The 21,959-nt window shown below is 70.8% G+C and carries 23 protein-coding genes and 1 pseudogene; 15 read left to right on the forward strand and 9 right to left on the reverse strand.

Annotated features, from left to right (window positions below; translation table 11 throughout):
* Positions 1 to 57: 57 nt before the first annotated feature.
* From QMK24_RS37130 to QMK24_RS37145, 4 genes are all read right to left on the reverse strand, one after another.
* Complete coding sequence (locus QMK24_RS37130) at positions 58 to 429, reverse strand: SchA/CurD-like domain-containing protein (RefSeq protein ID WP_283471295.1); 372 nt, start codon at positions 427 to 429, stop codon at positions 58 to 60.
* Between the two features lie 178 nt (positions 430 to 607).
* Entirely contained in the window at positions 608 to 2,131 is a 1,524-nt protein-coding gene (locus QMK24_RS37135; RefSeq protein ID WP_283471296.1) for an FAD-dependent monooxygenase, read from the reverse strand.
* 4 nt (positions 2,132 to 2,135) lie between these two features.
* Positions 2,136 to 3,707: an MDR family MFS transporter gene (locus QMK24_RS37140; RefSeq protein WP_283471297.1), complete on the reverse strand. Its 1,572-nt coding sequence runs from the start codon at positions 3,705 to 3,707 to the stop codon at positions 2,136 to 2,138.
* A 17-nt stretch (positions 3,708 to 3,724) separates the two neighbouring features.
* Positions 3,725 to 5,344 carry an FAD-dependent monooxygenase gene (locus tag QMK24_RS37145; protein ID WP_283471298.1) on the reverse strand — a complete coding sequence of 540 codons (1,620 nt, stop codon included), beginning with the start codon at positions 5,342 to 5,344 and terminating at the stop codon, positions 3,725 to 3,727.
* Between the two features lie 205 nt (positions 5,345 to 5,549).
* Between QMK24_RS37145 and QMK24_RS37150 the strand changes: the two genes are divergently transcribed.
* Complete coding sequence (locus tag QMK24_RS37150) at positions 5,550 to 6,071, forward strand: hypothetical protein (protein WP_283471299.1); 522 nt, start codon at positions 5,550 to 5,552, stop codon at positions 6,069 to 6,071.
* 69 nt (positions 6,072 to 6,140) lie between these two features.
* Here the strand turns inward: QMK24_RS37150 and asnB are convergent, their stop codons facing one another.
* The 3 genes from asnB to QMK24_RS37165 are packed head-to-tail and all read right to left on the reverse strand — an operon-like array spanning position 6,141 to position 9,009.
* The gene (gene asnB, locus QMK24_RS37155) at positions 6,141 to 8,021 is read right to left on the reverse strand and encodes an asparagine synthase (glutamine-hydrolyzing) (protein ID WP_283471300.1); all 1,881 of its coding nucleotides are present in this window, start codon (positions 8,019 to 8,021) and stop codon (positions 6,141 to 6,143) included.
* A complete protein-coding gene (locus QMK24_RS37160; RefSeq protein ID WP_283471301.1) occupies positions 8,018 to 8,551 on the reverse strand; it encodes a hypothetical protein in 534 nt (177 codons plus the stop codon). The genes asnB and QMK24_RS37160 overlap by 4 nt, the downstream gene beginning before the upstream one ends.
* Entirely contained in the window at positions 8,548 to 9,009 is a 462-nt protein-coding gene (locus QMK24_RS37165) for an anthrone oxygenase family protein (protein ID WP_283471302.1), read from the reverse strand. Before QMK24_RS37165 ends, QMK24_RS37160 begins: the two co-directional genes overlap by 4 nt.
* Positions 9,010 to 9,220: 211 nt before the next feature.
* Here QMK24_RS37165 and QMK24_RS37170 point away from each other — a divergent pair, with 211 nt between their 5' ends.
* The gene (locus QMK24_RS37170) at positions 9,221 to 10,810 is read left to right on the forward strand and encodes an FAD-dependent monooxygenase (protein WP_283471303.1); all 1,590 of its coding nucleotides are present in this window, start codon (positions 9,221 to 9,223) and stop codon (positions 10,808 to 10,810) included.
* A gap of 266 nt (positions 10,811 to 11,076) precedes the next feature.
* On the opposite strand, the gene QMK24_RS37175 is transcribed toward QMK24_RS37170, so the two are convergent.
* Complete coding sequence (locus QMK24_RS37175) at positions 11,077 to 12,690, reverse strand: FAD-dependent monooxygenase (protein ID WP_283471304.1); 1,614 nt, start codon at positions 12,688 to 12,690, stop codon at positions 11,077 to 11,079.
* Entirely contained in the window at positions 12,683 to 13,729 is a 1,047-nt protein-coding gene (locus QMK24_RS37180) for a methyltransferase (RefSeq protein ID WP_283471305.1), read from the reverse strand. Before QMK24_RS37180 ends, QMK24_RS37175 begins: the two co-directional genes overlap by 8 nt.
* Before the next feature lie 199 nt (positions 13,730 to 13,928).
* Here QMK24_RS37180 and QMK24_RS37185 point away from each other — a divergent pair, with 199 nt between their 5' ends.
* The 13 genes and pseudogenes from QMK24_RS37185 to QMK24_RS37245 form a co-directional block, all read left to right on the forward strand.
* A complete protein-coding gene (locus QMK24_RS37185) occupies positions 13,929 to 14,186 on the forward strand; it encodes an acyl carrier protein (RefSeq protein ID WP_283471307.1) in 258 nt (85 codons plus the stop codon).
* A gap of 34 nt (positions 14,187 to 14,220) precedes the next feature.
* Entirely contained in the window at positions 14,221 to 14,601 is a 381-nt protein-coding gene (locus QMK24_RS37190; RefSeq protein WP_283471308.1) for a SchA/CurD-like domain-containing protein, read from the forward strand.
* Between the two features lie 222 nt (positions 14,602 to 14,823).
* Positions 14,824 to 15,159, forward strand: coding sequence for a TcmI family type II polyketide cyclase (locus tag QMK24_RS37195; protein ID WP_283471309.1), 336 nt, complete (start codon positions 14,824 to 14,826; stop codon positions 15,157 to 15,159).
* Positions 15,156 to 15,584: a cupin domain-containing protein gene (locus QMK24_RS37200; protein ID WP_283471310.1), complete on the forward strand. Its 429-nt coding sequence runs from the start codon at positions 15,156 to 15,158 to the stop codon at positions 15,582 to 15,584. Before QMK24_RS37195 ends, QMK24_RS37200 begins: the two co-directional genes overlap by 4 nt.
* A complete protein-coding gene (locus QMK24_RS37205; protein ID WP_502962507.1) occupies positions 15,473 to 16,858 on the forward strand; it encodes a beta-ketoacyl-[acyl-carrier-protein] synthase family protein in 1,386 nt (461 codons plus the stop codon). The genes QMK24_RS37200 and QMK24_RS37205 overlap by 112 nt, the downstream gene beginning before the upstream one ends.
* Positions 16,859 to 16,860: 2 nt before the next feature.
* Positions 16,861 to 18,105 (forward strand): ketosynthase chain-length factor, encoded by a 1,245-nt coding sequence (locus tag QMK24_RS37210; RefSeq protein WP_283471312.1) that lies wholly within the window; start codon positions 16,861 to 16,863, stop codon positions 18,103 to 18,105.
* Between the two features lie 41 nt (positions 18,106 to 18,146).
* Positions 18,147 to 18,602 carry an SRPBCC family protein gene (locus tag QMK24_RS37215; RefSeq protein WP_283471313.1) on the forward strand — a complete coding sequence of 152 codons (456 nt, stop codon included), beginning with the start codon at positions 18,147 to 18,149 and terminating at the stop codon, positions 18,600 to 18,602.
* Between the two features lie 27 nt (positions 18,603 to 18,629).
* Complete coding sequence (locus QMK24_RS37220) at positions 18,630 to 19,091, forward strand: anthrone oxygenase family protein (RefSeq protein ID WP_283471314.1); 462 nt, start codon at positions 18,630 to 18,632, stop codon at positions 19,089 to 19,091.
* Positions 19,092 to 19,112: 21 nt separating this feature from the next.
* Positions 19,113 to 19,865 (forward strand): SDR family NAD(P)-dependent oxidoreductase, encoded by a 753-nt coding sequence (locus tag QMK24_RS37225; protein WP_283471315.1) that lies wholly within the window; start codon positions 19,113 to 19,115, stop codon positions 19,863 to 19,865.
* A complete protein-coding gene (locus QMK24_RS37230) occupies positions 19,865 to 20,188 on the forward strand; it encodes an antibiotic biosynthesis monooxygenase family protein (protein ID WP_283471316.1) in 324 nt (107 codons plus the stop codon). Before QMK24_RS37225 ends, QMK24_RS37230 begins: the two co-directional genes overlap by 1 nt.
* Positions 20,178 to 20,489 (forward strand): antibiotic biosynthesis monooxygenase family protein, encoded by a 312-nt coding sequence (locus QMK24_RS37235; protein WP_283471317.1) that lies wholly within the window; start codon positions 20,178 to 20,180, stop codon positions 20,487 to 20,489. The genes QMK24_RS37230 and QMK24_RS37235 overlap by 11 nt, the downstream gene beginning before the upstream one ends.
* Before the next feature lie 22 nt (positions 20,490 to 20,511).
* Positions 20,512 to 21,249 (forward strand): SDR family NAD(P)-dependent oxidoreductase, encoded by a 738-nt coding sequence (locus tag QMK24_RS37240; protein ID WP_283471318.1) that lies wholly within the window; start codon positions 20,512 to 20,514, stop codon positions 21,247 to 21,249.
* Position 21,250: 1 nt separating this feature from the next.
* Positions 21,251 to 21,781: pseudogene (locus tag QMK24_RS37245) on the forward strand (LLM class flavin-dependent oxidoreductase); the annotation flags it as partial.
* Positions 21,782 to 21,959 lie beyond the last annotated feature (178 nt).

The raw sequence follows: 21,959 nt of genomic DNA on the forward strand, positions 1-21,959 counted from the left end.
GGGGGGATCCGGGGCCGCCGCCCTGTCGGCACGCCGCGGTGGCGGCAGGGGCGTGGATCAGGACGCGTCGCGCGACGAGATCTGGGTGAGGCAGGTGAGCAGGCTCCGGTTGAAGGTGGCGATGAAGCCCTCCGGAGTGCCGGTGTCGCGGGGCCGGCTGAGGTATGGGGCGAGCTTGCGCTCGACCTCCTGGACGCCGGGCTGGGACGCCATGAAGCGGGCGACGTCCTGGAGGTCGCCTTCGTACTCGATGACGCGGACCATCGTGGCGTCCCTGATGAAGACAGCGGTAGCGAGGATCCGGGTGGTCTCCTCGCCGTCCCCTCCCTTGACCACCGGGGAACCGACCCTGCGGAACCCGCCGAAGATCTCCCCGATCTCCTTCTCGAAACCGGCCTTGATGTCGTAGGTGATGGCGGCGAACGGCATGGGCGGCCTCCGAGGGTAAGCGTGATCGGCGGGCGGGGATGTGCCCGCCGCTGCGGGCCGGGAACGGCCCCGGCACCTATGGTCACCATCGCGCTCTCGCGGGGCTGGAGCGCGGCTCGGCCCCCGCACGAGAGGCTCGCGCGGGGGCCGGGGGCCGGGGGCCGGGGTCGGGCGCAGGTCAGGAAGCGGGATGTCCGAACCAGGTCGACAGGGCCTGGTACAGCCCGTCCGCGAGTTCGCCGGGTGCGGCGTCGCGGTCGGCGGCCCAGGCGACGTAGCCGTCGGGGCGGATCAGCAGCGCGGCCAGGTCCGGTGCCGCGTCGGCGGTGCCGGCGAATGACCGCACCCGGTCGCCGGCGTCCGCCGCGGCCGCCCAGCGGGCCAGCGTCGCGCCGGTCTCGGCCTGCCCGGAGAGGTCCACCAGGACCGGCTTGCCCGGGCGCAGCAGGTGCGCCAGTTGTACGTCGTCGCCGTCGGCGCCGTGCAGCACCATGTCGCGGGCGAAGTCGCCGACCAGCCGGTGATGGGTCCCGTCCTGCGGCGGGTAGCGCACATCCACTCCGGCGATCATCCCGGCCAGGAACCGGTTCACGTCGGGCAGTTCCATCAGCTGGTTGAACATGTCCCGCAGCGGGGTGACGATCGGATCCGGGTTCATCAGGGCGATCTGCGCCAGGGTGTTGCCGATGACGCCCTCGGCCGGGGGCCGGCGTTCGGCGTTGTAGGTGTCCAGCAGGCCCTCGGGGGCCCAGCCGTTGACCTCGGCGGCGAGCTTCCACCCCAGGTTGAACGCGTCCTGCAGACCGAGGTTGAGACCCTGCCCGCCGACCGGGAAGTGGGTGTGGGCGGCGTCGCCCGCCAGCAGGATCCGGCCCTGCCGGTAGGTCTCCGCCTGCCGGGCGGAGTCGGTGAACCACGACAGCCAGCGCGCATCGTGGGCCCCCAGGTCAGTGCCGAAGACCTTGCGCATGCTGTCCTGGAACTCCTCCAGCGTCAGCGTCTCGTCCGGGCTCTTGCGGCCCTCCTCGGTGTAGTCGAAGGTCGCGACCCGGTGCACCCCCTCTTCGAGCGAGACACAGAACAGCAGGCCGTTCTCGGTGCGCTCCATGCCCATCGGCGCGTTCTCGCCGTCGGCCAGGACCACGTCCGCGAGCCGGGCGGTGACCCGCCCGCCCTGGCCGGGAAAGGGGATCCCGGCCGCCTTGCGGACCAGACTGCGGCCACCGTCGCAGCCGATCAGATACCGGCCGCGCAGCGCGTAGTCCGCGCCGCCGCCGGTGACCTGGACCGTCACGCCGTCCTCGTCCTGGCTGACGCCGGTGATCTCGTGGGAGCGCCGGATGTCCACCCCGGACTCCCGGGCGTGCTCCTCCAGCAGCTCCTCGGTCCTGGTCTGCTGGACCAGCAGGGCGTAGGCGTGGCTGCTGTCCAGGACGCTGAAGTCGATCCAGACGTCCTGGCCGGCGAAGTGGCCGTTGCTCCAGGAACGCGCGCCGTCGGTGAACCGGTCGATGAGGCCGCGGCGGTCCAGCACCTCCATCGAGCGGGAGTGCAGGCCGAACGCCTTGGAGTGGGGGCTGCGTTCGGCGAGGCGTTCCACCACCACGCTCCGGATGCCGGCCAGTCGTAGTTCGGCGCTGAGGAATACGCCCACCGGGCCTCCGCCGGCGATGACGACGTCGAAGTCATGGGGTGCTGGCATGTGTTCAGTCCTTGTCTGGTTCGGTGGCGATGGCCATGTGTGCTTCGGTCCGCGGAGCGGCGGGCGTGCTCCGGTCCGTTTTCTGCAAGGGAACGTTTCTCAGGAACAGGGCCATCACGAGCCCTGCGGCGAGCAGCGGAACCGTGGCGGTGAACACCGGTGACAGGGCGTCCGCGTAGGCACGGGACAGCGCGTGCGCGAGTGGACCGGACAGCCCATGGGTGGTGGCGGGCGATACCGGTGCGCCCGACGTGCCCAATTCCGCGCGGAGCTCGGGGGACAGATAACGGGGAAGCCGGTCGCCCAGCCGGGTGTAGAAGATCGTCGCGAACACCGACAGGCCCAGCGCACTGCCCGCCTGCCGGGCCATGGTCAGCGTGCCGGTGGCTGTGCCGATGTCGCGGGCGGGCGCGGTGTTCTGAGCGGCGATCATGAGTACCTGCTGGGACAGACCGGAGGCGACGCCCAGCAGAAGCATGTACAGGGCCGCGGAGAACCGGCTGGTGCCGGCCGTCATCGTGGACAGCAGTACCGCACCCACCAGCCCCACCGCCATGCTGGCAACCGGAAACCACTTGTAGGAGCCGGTACGCGAGATCACCTGGCCGGTGACCATGGTGCTCACCACCAGCCCGAACATCATCGGCAGCAGCACCAGCCCCGACACGGTGGCGCTGGCCCCCGTGACCCCCTGGACGAACAGTGCCAGGAAGTTGATCGACCCCAGGAAGACGGCCCCGCCGATGAGAGCGACGGCCACGCAGAGGGAGAACGTGGAGTCACGGAACAGGTGCGGAGGCATCACCGGCTCCACGGCCCGCCGCTCCACCGAGGTGAACAGCGCTCCGAGCAGCAGCGTGGCGGTCCCCAGCAGGACGATGACGGGGGAGCCCCAGGGGTACCGGGAGCCGCCCCAGCTCGCGAACAGGATCAGGGTGACGATCGCTCCGCTGAGCAGCGCGATGCCCGGGTAGTCCACCACCGGGTCGCGCCGGCCGGAGGGAGGCAGCCGCAGCCAGGCCCCCAGCACCAGCAGGGCCGCCACCCCGATCGGGAGGTTGATGAAGAACACCCAGCGCCAGCCGAGCCCGTCGGTCAGCACACCGCCGATCGCCGGGCCGGCCAGCGCCGCCACGGCGAAGACCATGGCGAGGTAGCTCTGATACCTGGCCCGTTCCCGGGGGCTGAACAGCGCGCCGATGATGGACAGCACGCCGGTGACCAGGCCGCCCGCACCGAGGCCCTGCACCACGCGGAAGGCGATGAGCAGCTGCATCGACCCGGCGAGCCCGGACGCCAGCGAGCCGGCCATGAACACCACGATGGAGACCATCAGCACGCGCTTGCGGCCGAACAGGTCGCCCAGTTTGCCGGAGAGCGGGGTGGTCGTACTGGCGGCGATGATGTAGCCGGTGGTCACCCAGGCGAACAGATTCAGTCCGCCCAGGTCGGTGACCACCTTGGGCAGCGAGGTGGCCACGATCTGGCCGTCGAGCATGCCCATGAAGACCGTGACCATGAGCCCCGCCATCATCACCCGGATGTGGCGGGGGGCCGGCGTGGCGGCCACGGTCATCTCCTCCCGCCGGCCGGTCAGCTGACCCGGGCGAGGAGCCGCCGCAGGACAGACCCGAGCCCGGCGGCCGGATCCGGATCCGCGCCGTCGCTGCGCCAGGCCACGAATCCGTCCGGGCGCACCAGCACCGCGCCCTGCGGGCCGACTCCGTACGCCTGGGCGAAGTCACCGGTGACCGGGCGCAGTGCCTGGCCCGCGGAACCGCCGATCTGGTGGACCGAGAGCCGTATCCCCAGCTCCTGAGCGGCGGACCCCGCCGCCGCGCACCACGGGTCCGCGCTCTCCCCGGCGAGCAGGGTGAAGCCGCCGCCGAACAGGTCGAGGGTGGAGATCTCCTTGCCCTGGCTCTCCACGAGCAGGTGCGGCGCGCGGGTGCCGGGGCGGCCGCCGGTGCTCCGCGGGTCGGTGACCGAGGGCGGGACGGCGGCCTCCTCACCGGCACCGGCCGGCGCCGCCTCGGAGACGTACCGATACCCCATCGTCACCGCGAGCGGCTCCGCGATCTGCGCGCGCTGCTCGTCGGTGGCGGTGTTGGAACGGACCGCGAGTTCCAGGGCACCCTGGTTGGCGACGAAGTCGCCTAGCGGCCGGCGCTCCGCGTCATAGCTGTCGAGCAGCCCGGCGCCCGCCGTGCCCCGGATGACCGAGGCGAGCTTCCAGGCCAGGTTGTGGGCGTCGGCGATACCGGTGTTGGAGCCGTAGCCGCCGGTCGGCGGGATCACATGGGCGGCGTCGCCGGCCAGGAAGATCCGGCCGCGCCGGTACTCCTCGGACGCGAACTCGGCCATCTCCCACGGGAATCGGGACCGGATGCGCACCTCGAGGTCCGGTGTGCCGACAGCGGCCCGCACCAGATGGACGCAGCGCTCGTCGGTGAAGTCGTCCAGGCTGTCGCCGTCGTCGGGGTCGTAGGCGACGACGAGGGTGCCCTCGGTGAGGGTGTCGTCGTGCACCAGGATCCCGGTCACCTCGTCGTTCTGGATGTGCGCAACACTGAACCGGCGGCCGTCCAGCGCTTCGCGCATATGGGCGGTGAAAGCCACGCTCAACTGGTGCGAGATCACCCCGCGTCCGTGCCGCGGCACGCCCAGCGTCTCGCGCACCAGGCTGCGCGGGCCGTCGGCCGCCACCAGGTAGTCGCTGCGCACGGTGCGTTCGGTGCCGCTCGCGCGGTCGAGCAGGACCGACGTGACGCCGGACTCGTCCGCCTCGAAGGAGACCAGCTCGGTCCCGTAGGAGGTGCGGGCCCCGAGCAGTTCGGCGCGGCTGCGCAGCAGCGGCTCCAGCCGGTCCTGGGGCAGCAGCACCATCCGGCTCGGCGTCAGGTCCTCGAGTTCGTCGCCGCCGGCGAGTTCGTCCCGGCTCCAGAACACCTTCCCGGTCAGGGACTCCATTCCGGCGCGCAGCGTGTGGTCCTTGAAGCCCGCGGCGGTCTGGAGCACCGTCTCCTCCACGCCGGCGCTCCGCAGGATCTCCAGCGTGCGCGGGTAGTACCCCACCGCGCGCGGGTGGACGGACGTGCCGGGATGGCGCTCGACGAGCAGGCAGGGGATCTTCTCCCCGGCCAGGAAGAGTGCCGCGGACAGGCCAACGAGGCTGCCGCCGACGATCAGGACCGGGACCCGGTCATCGCTCATAGGACTTCTCCCTCTGGGGGCCACTTCAGTGCCTCTTGTAGGCCTCTTCGGAGCCATCGCGGGTGATCGTGACAGCGCCGCCTAGAAGGTGGGTCGAGCCCCGGTGACCTCGCACTCCAGTACGCGTCGATGCGAATTCCAGTGGCCCCTGAGAGCTTGCCGGGACCCGGAACAGCACCTTTCAGCCACCCAGGGGGATCTGGACATGACGGACGCGATCGCGCGGAGAGACATCGTCAGAAAGGCCGGCGCGGCGGGCACGCTCGGCCTCGGTATGGCCGCGATGGGCCTGCTGACCGCCCCGGGAGCGGCCGCGCAGACAGCCGGCGCGGAAACGGCGACGAGCAAGGCGGGCACGGCCGAACGCCGGCTGCCCGGTGCCTGGACCATCGAGGTGCAGCACTTCGACACCTTCCAGCCGGGGCTCACCGCCTTCACCCCGGACGGCCTGGTCCTGGTCATGCATGTCACCACCAAGAACATCGGCATGGGGAACTGGTCGGCCACCGGACGGAACACCTTCGTCTTCAACTTCCACATCCTGAACACCGACCCGGCCTCCGGGGCCTACACGGGGCAGTCGCACATGTGGGGGAATGGCACGTTCAGTTCCGACACGTACTGGGCGGGCACCGCGAACGTGGCGGTCTACGATGCGGCCGGCGCGCAGGTGTACAGCCACACCGGGGACGCGATCAACGGCACCCGGGTCGGCGTCGACACCTGAGACCGGCGACGACAGTGCGAAGGGCCGGCGGTCGGAGAGTTCCGGCCGCCGGCCCTTCCGTGTGCGGTCCTACAGCGCGAGCCGCACCCCGTACTCGGTGAGCCAGGTGTCCAACTGCAGCACCATCTCCAGATTGGCCCGCTCCACCCAGGCGAACGCGCCTTCGGGGGTGGTGTCCTGGGCCAGGACCGCCTTGGTCGCCGCCTGGTCCAGCAGCGGCTGGACGGCGGCCGAGGAGTCGGCCGCCAGCTCGACGAAGCGCGAGTGGACGAACCGGCCGTACTCGACGTCCTGCGTGGTCGGGTAGGCGCTCTTGCGGCGGTTGAGCACCGGCTCCGGCAGCAGATCGGCGACCGCCGCCCGCAGCAGGCTCTTCTCCTGCCCGTTCACCCGCTTCATCTCGGCCGGCACGTTGAACACGTACTCCACCAGCCGGTGGTCGCAGAACGGCGCCCGCAGCTGCACCCCCGCCGCCATGCTCATCCGGTCCGCCCGGTCCAGGTGGGTGGGCGCCCAGCGGGTGAGGGTGAGGTAGGTGATCTCGCGGGCCCGGCGCTCGGCCGGGGTGTCGGAGGCCAGCCGCGGTGCCTCGGCGACGGCTTCGCGGTAGTGCCCGTCCGCGTAGCCGATGAAGTCCAGCCGCTCGCGCAGCCCCCGGTCCAGCAGCGCGGTGCCCAGGCCGCCGACCGCGGTGTCGTGGCCGCGCTCGAAGTTCACCCACGGGAACGTCTGGGAGTTGGCGTGCTTCGGGTCGTACGCCCAGAAGTAGCCGTTGAAGACCTCGTCGGCGGTCTCCCCGGACAGCACCACCTTGGCCTGGTCGCGCAGGGCCCGGAAGAACAGGAAGAGCGAGACGTCCATGTCGCCCAGCGGCGAGGGGGTGTCCTGGCTGCGCATGACCTGGGCGTGCACCTTGGGGTCGCACAGTGCGGCCGTGTCGAGCAGCACCTCGGTGTGATCGCTGTGCACATGCTCGGCGACCATCGTCGCGAAGGGCGAGTCGGGGGTGGCCCGCATCGTCGGGTGGACCTCGAAGTTCTCGGTGTAACCGACCATGTTCATGGAGAACGTGCGCACCGCGCCGCGGCCCTCCGCCGCCAGCGAGCGGGCCGCCAGCGCGGTCAGCGCGCTGGAGTCGATGCCGCCGGACAGCAGCGCGGCGATCGGGACGTCGGCGACCAGGTGTCGGGCGACCGACTCCGACAGCAGCCCGCGGACGGTGTCCACGGTGGTCGCCAGCGAGTCGGTGTGCGGCTCGGCCGTCAGTTCCCAGTAGCGCTCCTCGGTGACGCCGCCGGAGTGCACCCGCACCAGGTGTCCCGGGCGCACCTCGGTCACATCGCGGAAGACCGTGGTCCCCGGCTTCTTCCCGTGGGCGGTGACCTCGCGCAGCCCGTCGGCGGTGACGACGGGTTCGACCTTCGGGTGGGCGAGCACTGCCTTGGGCTCGGAGCCGAAGACGAATCCCGAGGTGGAGTCGGGGCCGGTACGGGCGAAGCACACCGGCTTGATGCCGAGCCGGTCCCGTACCACCAGCAGCTCCTGCCGCAGGACGTCCCACACGGCCACCGCGAACGCGCCCTCCAGCCGCTTGGCGAAGGACTTGCCCCACTCCAGGTAGGCCCTGGCCACCACCTCGGCGTCGCCGCCGGAGCGGAACCGGTGCCCGCGGCCCTCCAGCTCGGTGCGCAGCGAACGGAAGTTGAAGATCGACCCGTCCAGCAGGGCGACCGCCAGCGGCTCACCCTGATGGTCCGCGATCACCGGCTGCCCGCTGTCGGACGGGGAGAGCACCGCGAACCTGCGGTGGGCGAGCCCGGCGTGCTGGGAGAGCCACTGTCCCTCGCCGTCGCCGCCGCGATGGTTCAAGGTGTCCGCCATCGCGCGCAGCACCGGCGCCTCGCCGGAGAGATTGCGTTGGTAGTCGACCCAGCCGACGATTCCACTCATGCCCTGGTCCTCTCCGGTGCTACGGGATCCGCGGGAGCGGACGGCCCGGGGGTGAGCAGCCGCACGTCGATGAGGCTGAGCCCGTACCGCGCGACGGCGTCCCGCAGGTCCGCGGTCGTCGGCGGCTGGTCACCATGGATGGTGAGGTCGAGCCGGCGCTGCGCGGCGGGACCGTAGAGCCGGATCAGCCGCAGATAGCCGTTGGCGACCCGGACCGGGTCGGTCACCAGGTCCAGCCGGGCGGCCCGGCGTTCCCCCAGCCAGGTGAGCTCGGCGTCCCCGCCGCCCGCGAAGTTGTGCCGCCACGTGCCCGAGGTGGCCAGCACCAGGCTCTCGTCGAGGGTGTGGGCGCCCACCGGGATGGTGAACGCGCGGCCGGTGCGCCGGCCGGTGAAGTGCAGCAGCAGCAACCGCTGCGCCATGGGGCCGGGGGTGGGCGCCGACAGCGCGGCGATCACCGCCTCGTTGTCGGGCAGTCCCTCATCGCCCGGCCGGCCCAGTTCGATCACGGGCCGCTCGGCGGGGCTCACCGGAGCACCGCCACGGCCGCCGCGGTCAGCACCAGGGCCACGATCGCGAACGTGGTGCGTACCGCGTGCCAGTTGCGCCACTGCAGGCGCGGGTCCTGGAAGTCCGGGCTGATGTTGTTCTCGTCCTGGCTCTTCACCCGGTTGTTGATCGGTACGTTCCGGGTCTGGGAGACCACCGCGACACCCACCATGAACACCGCCGCGAGGGCGAACAGCGGCCGGCTCGCGGTGGATTCGGTCCTGACGGCCGCGAAGATGTCGACGGCCACCGAGGTCGTGACGATGTACGGCATGATGTGGTCATAACGGCGGCCGAGCAGTCTGTGCGTTGTGATGTATCGGTCCACCGGCATCGCGATCAATGCGGGCATGACACTGATCGCCACGGCGAACAGCACCCCGGCGACGATGCCGGTGCCCAGGATCACGGCGACGCTCAGCACTTGCAGCAACACCATGCTCATCCCTCTCTCGACTGTGGGACCACGGTCAGGTCCCCGGAACGTCGCAGGGGCGTCTCGGCGGGTACTGGAAGACCGGTCGAATCCGGGCCGCGGCCGATATCCGGTCCCGAGCGGTGCTCCACCGCGCACCGAGCCCCGCGCCGTTCAGTGGGCCCCAACCGATTACGACCGCGGGGCAGGTCGTTACCTGTCAAGGGGGCTGTGCATGGCCGAGGAACGGACACCTGTGCTGGTCGTGGGCGGAAGCATGGTGGGCCTGTCGGCCGCACTCTTCCTCTCGCACCAGGGATTCCCGCCGCTGGTGGTGGAGCGCCACCGCACCGTCTCGGTGCAGCCGCGCGCCCAGGCCGCCAGTCCGCGCACCATGGAGATCCTGCGGGCACTCCAGCTGGAGGCGGACGTACGGGCCGCGGAGACCCCCAACGCGCAATACGGCAACATCATGCAGGTCGAGTCGCTGGCCGGGCCCGAACTCGGCTGGTTCGACGGCCCGTTCCCGGCCGATCCGCAGGGCGTCAGCGCCACCGGCTGGACGCTGATCGGCCAGGACCGCCTGGAGCCGGTGATCAAGCGCCGGGCGGAGGAACTGGGCGCGGACATCAGATTCGGCACCGAGATGGTGAGCTACACCCAGGACGAGGAGGGAGTCACCGCCCGGATCCGCTCGGTGGAGACCGGCGAGGAGCACGACGTCCGCGCCGACTACCTGTTCGCGGCGGACGGCAACCGCAGTCCGATCCGGGAGGGTCTGGGCATCAAGGCGGAGGGCCCCGGCGCCTTCGGCCGACAACTGATCATGATCTTCCACGCGGACCTGACCGCCCTGGTCGCGGGCCGCGAGTTCTTCCTGTGCTTCGTCAAGAACGCCGATGTGCACGGCGTGCTCGGGCAGCTCGACCCGCACACCCACCGGTGGTGCCTGGCGGTCAGCCTGCTGCCGGACGAGTCCGCCGCCGACTACACCGACGACCGCTGCCTGGCCCTGATCCGCGCCGCGGTCGGCGTGCCGGACCTCGACGTCGAGGTGGAGTCAGGACAGGACTGGGAGATCGCCGCCAAGGTGGCGGAGCGCTTCCGCCACGAGCGGGTCTTCCTCGCCGGCGACGCCGCGCATGTGATGCCGCCGACCGGCGGATTCGGCGGCAACATGGGCATCCAGGACGCCCACAACCTGGCCTGGAAACTCGCTCTGGTGCTGCGCGGACTGGCCCGGCCCTCGCTGCTGGACAGCTATGAGCCGGAGCGTCTCCCGGTCGCGGAGTTCACCGTCGAGCAGGGTGTCATCCGCTATCTGCAGCGCAACGGGCTCGACGAGGAGATCGCCGCGCGTCACCGGCCCGAGCCGACCGTCCTGTTCGGCCAGCGGTACCGCTCGGTGGCCGTACTCGCCGACCCGGACGGTGACGACGACGGCGCGGTCTTCGAGGACCCGCACCAGGCCACCGGCCGGCCCGGCACCCGGGCGCCGCATTTCATGATCGACCGGCCCGGCGGCAGCCCCGTTCCGCTGCACGACCTGATCGCCCATGACTTCGTGCTGCTGGCCAGTGACGCCACCGACGACGGCCGCGCCTGGCTGGCGGCGGCGCCGCCATTGGCCGCGAGGTCCGGTATCGGGGTGCTGGCCCAGCCGGCCGGCCCCGGTTTCACCACGTCCTACGGGGTCGGTGAGGGCGGCGCCGTGCTGGTGCGCCCGGACGGATTCATCGCCTGGCGCAGCCGCGGTCGTGCGGCCGACCCGGCCGCGGTTCTGGCCGACGCGCTCTCCCGGGCGGCGCACTCGCGCGCCGTGTGAGAGGGCAGGAGACACAGGAGAGCCGCGCCACCGCCTGTCCCGGGCAGTGGCGCGGCTCCCGTCTGTGGTGCCATTACCGGCGGGGGCGGCTTACGACCTGGTGCGCGACAGGGAGCGGGCTCGCGGTGTCCCGCGACTCCGCTTGCGGCGTTGTCGTCGATCGCCGATGCTCCGCGTGGACTCCCTCCTCCGCCTTGCAATCGAAGCCACTGGACACCGCTCCCTGATCCACTCCCCATCGCGCACCAGGTCGTTACCCCGCCGGCTCAGCCCGCCCCGAGGTCCAAGAGCTGGCGCAGGGCCCGCTCCAGATCCGCGGTGCCGGGCACCGCGCCCGCGGCGCGCCACCCGACGAATCCGTCGGGGCGTACCAGGACCGCACCGTCGTCGCCCACCTTGTAGCGGGACGCCCAGTCGCCCTTGGGGTCGATGAGATCGCCGTCCGGCCCCACGCGATAGGCCACCAGGTCCACGCCGAGCCGGCCGGCGGCCTGCGCCGCCGTCCCGGCCAGGCTGTCGGCCGCACCGCTGGTGAACAGGACGAAGCCGCGGCCGAAGAGGTCCACGACCGACATCTCCCCGCCGTCCTTCACCTGGACGATCGCATGCGGCGCCCGGGCACCCGGTTGCGCGGACGGATGGTCCGGGTCCTCCAGCAGCGGTCCCGCCGGTTCCGCGAAGTGCGGGGAGAAGGCGCCCGACCGGTAGCGGTAGCCGAACGTCATCGTCGTCTCGTCGACGAGCTCGTCCGCGACGTCCTCCAGCCGCTTGCCCTCCCTGACGGCGAAGCGCAGCCCCGCCTGCTTGGCGGTTTCCAGAGCCACCGGACGCCGTTCGGTGCCATAGGTGTCCAGCAGACCGGGACCCGCGGCCCGGGCCAGCACCAGCGACAGTTTCCAGGCGAGGTTGTACACGTCCTGGATACCGGTGCTCGCCCCGAACGCGCCGGTCGGCGGGATGACATGCGCGGCGTCCCCGGCGATGAACACCCGGCCCGCGCGGAACTGCTCGGCGATCCGCATGGAGATCTCCCACGGCAGCATCCTGCCGTCCTCGATCTCCGCCGGGAGATCGTGGATCCCGATCGCGCTGCGCAGCAGCTCCAGGCAGCGCCGCTCGGTGAAGTCCTCCGGCCCCTCGCCCTGTTCGGGATAGAAGGAGACGTTGAACACCCAGCGCTTCTCGTTGTCGATGGGGATCAGTGTGCCGCGCACCACCGGGTTGTTGACGTAGGCGGCGATGACCTTGCGTCCGGCCAGCGCCGGGTTCAGGTCGGCGTGGAAGAAGAAGCTCACCAGATTGGTGATGGTGCCCCGGCCCCGGTCGGGCACGCGCAGCATCCGGCGCACCGGGCTGCGGCTGCCGTCCGCGGCGATCACGTAGTCGGCGTGGATCGTGCTGGTGACACCGGTCGACCGGTCGTGCACCGTCGCCAGGATGCCGTCGACGTCCTCCTCCAGCGACACCAGCTGCGTGCTGAACCGCACTTCCGCGCCGGTCGCCACGGCCTGCTTGCGCAGCAGCGGCTCCAGCTGGTTCTGGTCGATCATCGCCCAGCGGGCCGGGCTGATCCGGCTGATGTCCTCGGGCGCCGCGCTGGGCATCCGCACCCGCTCGGCGCCGGCGAGCGTCTCGACATGGACCAGGACGTCGTTGTCCTTGATCGGCGACTCCTCGGCCCGGATGGCGTCCTCCAGGCCCACCGCGCGGAAGATCTCCATGGTGCGGGGGTTGATCGCCCGGGCCTTGGGGTGGCCCGAGGTGTCCGGGTGCCGCTCGATCAGCAGCGAGCGCACCCCGTAGTGGGTCAGGAAGACACTCGCGGAAAGCCCGGTGAGGCCGCCGCCGATGACGAGCACCGGCACGTTCTCGTCAGCCACTGCGTTCTCCCGTCCGTCCGATCACCAGGGTGTGGGTGCTGAGCAGCGGCTGAGCGGCGGCTTCGGCGAAGCCGGCCTCATGGAGCCACTCGACGCAGTCCCCGACCCGGTACTCCTGGCCGTTCTGGCTGACGAGCTTCATGTGCAGACTGCTCAGCAGCCGGTCGGAGTCCCGCCGGTCGTCATCGATCATGCGGTCGTAGATGAGCACCTGGCCGCCCGGCCGCAGGCTCTGCCGGATCCGCTTCAGCAGCGTCAGGCTGTGCTCGCTGTCGAAGCCGTGCAGGATGTGGCCGAGGACGACGACATCGGTGCTGGGCAGCGGGTCGGCGAAGAAGTCGCCGCCCTGGAAGGTCACCCGGTCGGTGAGACCGAGCCGGCCCATGTGCTCCTCGAAGAGCGGCTGGGTGCGGGGCAGGTCGAAGCAGACCCCCGTGAGGTGCCGGTGGGTACGGGCGAGCACCGAGGAGAGATTGCCGCGGGAGCCGCCCAGGTCGGTGAAGGTGGAGATCCCGCTCCAGTCGATGCAGGCGGCCAGTTCGGTGCCCATGCGGTCGCTGAACGCGTCCAGGCCCTTGAGGAACCGCTTCATCTTGTCGGGGTTCTCATGGCGGTCGCCGAAGAAGCCGCCCTTGTCCGGGTCGAGGGTCTGCGGTTCGCCGCTGATCAGCGCGTCCGGCAGCCGTCCCCAGGTGTCGTAGAGGGTCTCGTTGGTCAGCTCGATGAATCCCCCCAGATAGCTCTCCGTCTCCTCCACCAGATAGGCCGTGGACAGGGCGGAGTTGCGGTAGGCGCCGTTCTCCCGGTCCAGCAGGCCGAGTCCGACCAGGGCGTCGAGGAAGTCCGCGGAGAACCGGGGGTGCAGACCAGTGCGCTCCCGGATCTCGGACTCCGTGGCAGGCCCGGTCGCCAGTGCGGTGAAAACGCCCACGCGCACCGCGCCCTGCAGCACCTTCGCCCCGCAGTCCGCGATGGAGAGCCGGATCAGCGGCCCCGGGCTCACTTCCGCGGTGGCGGGCAGGTCTCCGGTCGTCGTCACATGATCCTCCTTGGAGTGACCGGACATTGGATCGCCCGACCATCGCCGTGCCGCGTCGAACCCCGCTAGAAGGCCGGTCGCGCACCGCTGGGCCGTTACCGGTGCGTCCCACTCCGGCTCAAGTCCTTCTGGAGGAGCGGTGGGCACGCTGCCGTCCGGGTCCTTCAGCGGGCTCACGACAGTGAGGAGAGGAAACCGGATGAGTGACTTCACTCTGCAGGAGCTGACCGCGAAGCTGCGCGAATGCGCGGGCGAGCCCGACGGTGTCGACCTCGACGGAGACGTCCAGGACACCCCCTTCATGGAACTCGGCTACGACTCACTCGCGCTGCTCCAGGTGACCGGCGTGATCAAGCGGGAACGCAGCATCGACCTTTCGGACGACGCCGTGGTGGAGGCGGAAACGCCGAGGATCCTGCTGAAGATGATCAACACCAGCCCGGCGCAGGGCAGCTGACCCGTACCGAGATCGAATCTGTGGGAGGAATCGGATGCCGTACGCCGCGATCGTCTACCGGGTCAAGCCCGGGAACGAGGACGAGATCGCCAAGATCTTCGAGAACTTCAACCGGGTGGACACGGCCGACACGCGGACCGTGGACGGAACGCAGGCCGGCCGGATTCTCGGCACGGGGCTTTTCATCAAGGACGATGTGATGGTCCGGGTCATCCATTACGAGGGTGACCTGGCGTCGGTGGGACGGCATATGGCCACCCAGCCGGGTGTGCACTCGGCGGAGGACCGGCTGGCTCCCTATCTGCTGGAGGAGCGGGACACCTCGTCCCCGCAGGCCTTCGCCACGTTCTTCCGGAACGCCTCCATGCGCAGCATTCTCCAGCTCAGCGTGGAGACCCTGGAGACAAAGGCCTGACCACCTCTTGACGCGCATTCTCTCCTGGCGCTCCGTGCGTCCCGGCCGGCCGGGACGCACGGAGCGCTTCCGCGTTCCCGGCCCGTCCCCCGGCCTTGAGGCAGCCCTCCTGACACAACCCCTGCACCACTCCTGATGCAGCCCGATTCGAGCAGGTCTTTAGAGCCTGCTGTGACGGTTTCGGCTGTTGGTCCGAGCAACTCGTATCGAAGGAGGTCGAAGGTGCACCGGACTTTGATCGTGGCGAAGATGCGGCCGGGTAAGGCCGATGACATCGCGAAGATCTTCGCGGAGTCGGATGCGTCGGATCTGCCGCACATGATTGGTGTGTCGCGGCGGACCCTCTTCGCCTTCCACGATCTGTACTTCCACCTGGTGGAGGCGGACGAGGACATCACCGACGGCCTCTACCGGGCGCGCAGCCACCCGCTCTACGACGACATCAACCGCAAGCTCGCGGAGTGCGTGTCGCCGTACGACCCGAACTGGAAAGAGCCCAAGGACGCCATGGCCGTGCCCTTCTACGTGTGGACGCCCGAGCAGGGGAGGATCCAATGACCACGCAGCCCCCCGTGCGGATCTCGGCGGACGAGGTCTCGCCCAACCGCAAGCGCGGCGGCGACATCCGGGTCACGCTCAGCCCCGTGACTGCGGGCTCGACCTCCGGCTTCGGCGGAGTGATGTATCTGGACCCCTCCGAGTTCGTGACCGAGCACTACCACCCGTATTCCGAGGAGTTCATCCACGTCATCACCGGGGAACTGGAGATGACGCTGGACGGTGAGCCGCTCAAGCTGGGCCCGGGGGACTCCCTGCTGGTGCCCATCGGCGTACGCCACCGGCTCGTCAACATCGGCGAGGTCCAGGCGCACTGCGCGTTCCACCTCTCCCCGCTGGCCCCCCGGCCCGACCTCGGGCATGTGGACACCGAGCAGCCGACGAACCCGCAGGCGCCCAACCCGAATGTGGGTGGCGCCCCGTGAGCCGTCGTGCGGTGGTCACCGGGATCGGCGTCCTGGCACCGGGAAGCGTGGGCCGGGAGGGATTCTGGGACCAGCTCTCCGCCGGACGCACCGCCACCCGGCGGATCACTCTCTTCGATCCCGCGCCGTTCCGTTCCCAGGTCGCCGCGGAAGTGGACTTCGACCCGGTGGCGGCCGGGCTGACGCCTCAGCAGATCCGCCGGATGGACCGGGCCGCGCAGTTCGCCGTGGTGTGCGCGCGCGAGGCGCTCGCGGACAGCGGCGCCGAACTCTCCGCGCTCCCGCCGGAGCGGGTGGCGGTCTCCATCGGCAGCGCGGTCGGCTGCACGATGGGCCTGGAGGAGGAGTACGTCACCCTCAGCGACGGCGGCAAGAACTGGCTCGTGGACAGCAGTTACGGGGTACCGCACCTGTACGGCTACATGGTGCCCAGCACCCTGGCCGTGGAGGTCGCCCACGCGGTGGGCGCCGAGGGCCCGGTGGCGCTGGTCTCCACCGGCTGCACCTCGGGACTGGACTCCATCGGCCACGGCGTGCAGCTGATCGAGGAGGGCTCCGCCGACGTCGTACTGGCGGGGGCCACCGACGCCCCGCTGTCGCCGATCACCGCCGCCTGCTTCGACGCGATCCGGGCGACCACGTCGAACAACGCCGACCCGGAGCATGCCTCGCGGCCGTTCGACCGCGACCGCGACGGCTTCGTCCTGGCCGAGGGCTCCGCGGTCCTGGTCCTGGAGGAGAAGTCGGCCGCCGAGGCGCGCGGCGCGAAGATCTACGGGGAGTTCGTCGGCTTCGCCGGCCGCAGCAACGCCTTCCACATGACCGGACTCAAGGCCGAGGGCCGCGAGATGGCCGAGGCCATCCGGGTCGCCCTCGACCAGGCGAAGCTCGACCCGACGGCCGTCGGCTACATCAACGCCCACGGTTCGGGCACCAAGCAGAACGACCGTCATGAGACGGCCGCGTTCAAGCGGAGTCTGGGCGACCACGCCTACCACGTGCCGGTCAGCTCCATCAAGTCCATGGTCGGGCACTCGCTGGGAGCGATCGGCTCCATCGAGGTCGCGGCCTGCGCGCTGGCCCTGGACCGCCAGGTCGTCCCGCCCACCGCGAACCTGAAGAACCCCGACGCCGAGTGCGACCTGGACTATGTGCCGGTCACCGCCCGGGACCACGCCATGGATGTGGTGCTCAGCGTGGGCAGCGGATTCGGCGGCTTCCAGAGCGCGATGGTGCTGGCCAGGCCCGGCGCCGTCCCGTACGAGAGGAGCTGACGGTGAGCATCGCGACGCAAGGCCCGCCGGCCGCCCCGGTGATCACCGGGCTGGGCGTCACCGCGCCGACCGGCCTGACGGTGGACGAGCACTGGGCCGCGGTCCTGGCCGGGAAGCAGGCGATCGGGCGGATCACCCGCTTCGACCCCAGCAGCTATCCCGTCCAACTGGCCGGCGAGGTGGCGGACTTCGACACCAAGGCGCAGGTTCCCAGCCGACTGGTCACCCAGACCGACCGCTGGACCCACCTGGGCCTGGCCGCGGCCGCCGAGGCGCTGGCCGACGCGAAGGTCGTCCCGGCCGAACTGCCCGAGTACGAGATGGCCGTGGTCACCGCGGCCTCCTCCGGCGGCACCGAGTTCGGCCAGCACGAGATGGAGAACCTGTACAAGCACGACCCCTCCTGGGTCGGCGCCTACCAGTCGATCGCCTGGTTCTACGCGGCGACCACCGGCCAGGTCTCCATCCGGCACGGCATGCGCGGACCCTGCGGGGTGCTCTGCTGCGAACAGGCCGGCGGCCTGGACGCGATCGGGCAGAGCCGGCGGCTGCTGCGCGGCACCTCCCGGCTGGTCGTGACCGGCGGAACGGACGCCTCGCTGTGCCCGTACGGCCTGACCGCCCAGCTGAGCACCGGGAATCTGTCCACCGTCAGTGACCCGGACCGGGCCTATCTGCCGTTCGACACCGCGGCCAGCGGCTATGTGCCCGGTGAGGGCGGCGCGATGCTGATCCTGGAACGGGCCGAGGATGCCGAGGCGCGCGGCGCCGGAGGCGGCTACGCCCGGGTGCTCGGCTATGCGGCGGGCTTCGACCCGGCGCCCGGCTCCGAGCGCCCGCCGGCGCTGCGCCGCACGCTGGAGGCGGCCCTCGCGGACGCCGGAGTGACACCGGCCGGGGTGGACGTGATCTTCGCGGACGCCTCCGGCGTACCGGAGCAGGACGCGGCGGAGGCCGCGGCGATCCGGGCGGTGTTCGGGCCCGGCGGTGTGCCGGTCACGGCGCCCAAGACGCTGACCGGACGCCTGTACGGAGGCGGCGCGTCCCTGGACGTGGCGACCGCCGCACTGGCCCTGCGCGACCAGGTGATCCCGCACACGGTCGGACCGGACTCACCGGTCCCCGGGTACGGCCTGGACCTGGTCCTCGGCGAGCCCCGGGCCGCCGCACTGGGCACCGCACTGGTCCTCGCCCGGGGACACGGCGGTTTCAACGCGGCCCTGGTACTGGGGCGTTCCGTCTCCTGACGGCGGAACGGGACGAAGGCGAGAGACAAGGGAGAGTGGCGATGGCCGGGCACACCGACAACGAGATAGTCATCAACGCGCCGATCGACGAGGTCTGGGACACCACCAACGACGTGGTCAACTGGCCCGATCTGTTCAGCGAGTACGCCAAGGCCGAGATCCTGGAGCAGGACGGCCAGACCGTGACGTTCCGGCTCACCATGCACCCGGACGACGACGGCCAGGTGTGGAGCTGGGTCTCGGAGCGCACGCCCGACCCGGTGACCCGCACCGTGCGCGCCCACCGGGTGGAGACCGGCCCGTTCGACTTCATGAACATCTTCTGGGAGTACACCGAGACTCCCGACGGCGTGCGGATGCGCTGGGTCCAGGACTTCCACATGAAGCCGCAGGCCCCCGTGGACGATGCCGGCATGACCGCGCACCTGAACCGGAACACCGCCATCCAGATGAAGCTCATCAAGGACAAGGTCGAGGCTGCCTCCACCCGGAAGTAACCGCGGACGCACTCCCGGAGGTCACCGGTGCCCGCTCTCCTCATCCCACTCGTGCTGCTGATGAACGGGCTCGCGGCCGGATGCATGCTCGGCACGCTGCTCGGCGGCTGGCCGCTGCTCGCGGGTCTGCCCGACGAGGGCTACGTCCGGACGCATGCCTTCTTCTCCGGCCGTTACGACCCGTACATGCCCATCTGCACCCTGGGCACCCTGCTGGGCGACACCGTGCTCGCCGCCACCGTCGGTGACGGCTGGGCACGGTCCTGCTTCACCGCCGCGGCACTGCTCGCGCTCTGCACGGTGGTCATCTCGTTCGCCAAGAACGTCCCCGTCAACCGGTGGATCCGCACCGTCGACCCGGACAACCTGCCCGCCGGCTTCGACGCGACCGAACGCCGCAGCCAGTGGGGCCTGTGGAACCGGCGGCGCAGCGTGATCACCATGCTCGCTCTGCTGTCCAACTGCGCGGCGCTGGCCACGCTTCTTTGAGGCTTCTTCGAGGAGGAATTCATGGATCTCGGTCTGAAAGGGAAGAAGGCGCTGGTCACCGGCGGCACCCGCGGTGTCGGGCGCGGCATCGTGCTCGAACTGGCCCGCGCCGGCGTCGATGTCATCACCTGCTATCTGCAGGAGGGGGAGCGGGTCGCCACCCTCGAGCGCGAGCTCAAGGAGATCGGCGGCGACCACCATGTGCTGCGCGCCGACGTGGCCGACCCCACGGAGGTCGCGGGCCTGCTGGAGCAGGCCGCCGGCCTGTACGGCCACCTCGACCTGGTGGTCAACAACGCGGGCACCATCAGCCACATCCCCTACGCGAAGCTTCCGTTCGAGGAGTGGCAGCGCATCGTCGCCACCAACCTCACCTCCACCCACCTGGTGACCCAGAACGCGCTGCCGCTGCTGCGCGCGGGCTCCTCCATCGTGAGCATCGGCTCCAAGGGCGCCGAGGCAGGCATACCGCTGCGCGCGCACTACACCGCGACGAAGTCGGCGCTGATCGGGCTCACCCGCTCGCTCGCCAAGGAACTCGGCTCCCAGGGCATCCGGATCAACGTGGTCTCGCTCGGAGTGATCGAGACCGAGGCGCTCTTCGCCCTGCCGGAGGAGCAGCAGGCCCTGCTGGTGGAGCGTTACAGCAACAAGACCGCGCTCGGCCGGCTCGGCCTGCCCGACGAGGTCGCCGGGGCCATCCTGTGGCTCGCCAGCGATCTGTCCCGCTACGTCACCGGCGCCACCATCTCGGTCGACGGGGGGATCTCCTGATGGCCGGCGGAGCGTTCCGGGTGATGCTCGAAATGACCATCAAGCCCGGCCTGTCGGCCGAGTTCGAGCAGGAGTGGCGCAGCGGAACCGACGCGGTGACCGGCCACCCCGCCAACATCGGCCAGTGGCTGGCCCGCAGCACCGCCGACGAGGACACGTACTACATCGTCAGCGACTGGGTCGACGAGACGGGCTTCCGCGCCTTCGAGGACGGCAAGGCCCACGTCGCCCACCGCGAGCGCCTGCACGCCTACCGCGCCTCCGCCACGTTCGACACGATGCGGGTGGTGGAGCACATCGAGGGTGCCGCCCATGCCCGGTGAAGTGCTGGTGATGATCCATCACCAGGCGCGCGACGAGGCCGAGCAGAGCGCGCTCCGGGAGGCGTACCACCTGGTGAGCAAGCGGCTGGCGCAGGTGCCGGGGATGCTCGGCAACGAACTGCTGCAGTCCGCCGTCGACCCCACCGGCGTCATCGTGATGAGCCGGTGGGCGGACCTGGCCGCGTTCCGTGTCTGGGAGGAGGGAGCCGGGCACCGCGGTGACACGGCCCCGCTGCGGCCGTACCGCGACACCCGGCTCGCCGTTCCCTTCGGGATCTACGAGGTTGACGCCGCCTACTGAAGTTCTACCGAAGGAGGAGGAGATGGAGCAGGGACTGGCCGGCAAACGTGTACTGATCACCGGCGGAACCCGGGGGATCGGCCGCGCCTCGGCGCTGGCCTTCGCCCGCGCCGGGGCGAGCGTCGTGGTGGTCTCACGGGGCACAGGGGAGGACAGCGAATCGCTCACCCGGGAGCTGAAGGAGCTCGGCGACGGCCATCTGCTGCTCCGGGCCGATGTCACCGACGCGGCCGACGTCCGCGCGGTCGCCGATCAGTGCCGGGAGGCGTTCGGCACGCTGGACGTCCTGGTGAACAACGTGGGGGTGGACGGCCAGGTCTGGTTCGGCGAGCTCCCCGAGACCGAGTGGCACCGCGTCTTCGACCACAACGTCACCTCGGCGTACCTGGTGACCCAGGCCGTACTCGATCTCCTCACCGACGGTGCCTCGGTGATCAACATCGGCTCGTCGGTCGCCCTGCGCGGCCGGGTGCGCGGCGTGCACTACACCGCGTCCAAGGCGGCGCTGATCGGCCTCACCCGGGCGCTGTGCAAGGAACTGGGGCCGCGGTCCATCCGCGTCAACACCATCGCCCCCGGCCTCACCGAGACCGAACCGGGCGCCGGGCTGCCGCCGGAGGCGGTGGAACGCATCGTCGGAATGACCGCGCTGGGCCGGATCTGCAAGCCCGAGGACGTCGCCGGCGCGGTGCTCTTTCTGGCCGGTGACACCTCCCGCTACATCTCCGGCGCCACGCTCAACGTCGACGGCGGGGTCTGACGTGGACATCGGACTGGGTCTTCCCACCACCGTCCCGGACAAGTCCGGGACCGAACTGCCCTCCTGGGCGCGCGAAGCCGAGGCGGCGGGCTTCGCGAGCCTGGGCGTGCTGGACCGGCTGGTGTACGACAACTTCGAGTCGCTGGTCTCCCTCGCTGCCGCCGCCGCGGTCACCCGCCGGATCCGGCTCGCCAGCACCATCCTCATCGCCGGATACCGGGGCGGGGCGGCGCTGCTCGCCAAACAGGCAGCGACCGTCGACGCGATCTCCGGCGGCCGGCTGACCCTCGGTGTGGCGGCGGGCGGCCGGGAGGACGACTACGCGGCCACCGGCGCGAACTACCCCGACCGGGGACCGCGGCTGGACGTGCTCCTGGACGAGCTGCGGGCGACCTGGGACGGCGCCGGACCGGTGCCCGGCATCGGCCCGCGCCCGGGCCGGCCCGACGGCATCCCGTTGCTCGTCGGGGGCCATTCGCGCGCCGCGATGCGCCGCTCGGCGAAGTTCGGCACGGGCTGGATCGCGGGCGGCAGCTCCGCCACGGACTACGGCGAACTGGTCCGCCGGGCGAAGGACGAGTGGACGGCGGCGGCTTGCGGGGAGAGACCACGGGGCATTACCGCGCCGAACAGGAAGGCGCCGAAGATGAAGTGGAGACCCAGCCACTCGGCCGCCCAGCAGGACAGCAGCAGTCCGGTGACGACGACGG

It is taken from the genome of Streptomyces sp. PH10-H1 (assembly GCF_030063355.1).
Taxonomy (GTDB): domain Bacteria; phylum Actinomycetota; class Actinomycetes; order Streptomycetales; family Streptomycetaceae; genus Actinacidiphila.

Bases quoted from the DNA above. Each gene is read 5' to 3' on its own strand.
- QMK24_RS37225 (WP_283471315.1), top strand. From the start codon at position 19,113: ATGGATCTCGGTCTGAAAGGGAAGAAGGCGCTGGTCACCGGCGGCACC.
- QMK24_RS37215 (WP_283471313.1), top strand. From the start codon at position 18,147: ATGGCCGGGCACACCGACAACGAGATAGTCATCAACGCGCCGATCGAC.
- QMK24_RS37235 (WP_283471317.1), top strand. From the start codon at position 20,178: ATGCCCGGTGAAGTGCTGGTGATGATCCATCACCAGGCGCGCGACGAG.
- QMK24_RS37150 (WP_283471299.1), top strand. From the start codon at position 5,550: ATGACGGACGCGATCGCGCGGAGAGACATCGTCAGAAAGGCCGGCGCG.
- QMK24_RS37165 (WP_283471302.1), bottom strand. From the start codon at position 9,009: ATGGTGTTGCTGCAAGTGCTGAGCGTCGCCGTGATCCTGGGCACCGGC.
- QMK24_RS37200 (WP_283471310.1), top strand. From the start codon at position 15,156: ATGACCACGCAGCCCCCCGTGCGGATCTCGGCGGACGAGGTCTCGCCC.
- QMK24_RS37230 (WP_283471316.1), top strand. From the start codon at position 19,865: ATGGCCGGCGGAGCGTTCCGGGTGATGCTCGAAATGACCATCAAGCCC.
- QMK24_RS37170 (WP_283471303.1), top strand. From the start codon at position 9,221: ATGGCCGAGGAACGGACACCTGTGCTGGTCGTGGGCGGAAGCATGGTG.
- QMK24_RS37140 (WP_283471297.1), bottom strand. From the start codon at position 3,707: ATGACCGTGGCCGCCACGCCGGCCCCCCGCCACATCCGGGTGATGATG.
- QMK24_RS37240 (WP_283471318.1), top strand. From the start codon at position 20,512: ATGGAGCAGGGACTGGCCGGCAAACGTGTACTGATCACCGGCGGAACC.
- QMK24_RS37135 (WP_283471296.1), bottom strand. From the start codon at position 2,131: ATGCCAGCACCCCATGACTTCGACGTCGTCATCGCCGGCGGAGGCCCG.
- QMK24_RS37190 (WP_283471308.1), top strand. From the start codon at position 14,221: ATGCCGTACGCCGCGATCGTCTACCGGGTCAAGCCCGGGAACGAGGAC.
- QMK24_RS37145 (WP_283471298.1), bottom strand. From the start codon at position 5,344: ATGAGCGATGACCGGGTCCCGGTCCTGATCGTCGGCGGCAGCCTCGTT.
- QMK24_RS37130 (WP_283471295.1), bottom strand. From the start codon at position 429: ATGCCGTTCGCCGCCATCACCTACGACATCAAGGCCGGTTTCGAGAAG.
- QMK24_RS37185 (WP_283471307.1), top strand. From the start codon at position 13,929: ATGAGTGACTTCACTCTGCAGGAGCTGACCGCGAAGCTGCGCGAATGC.
- asnB (WP_283471300.1), bottom strand. From the start codon at position 8,021: ATGAGTGGAATCGTCGGCTGGGTCGACTACCAACGCAATCTCTCCGGC.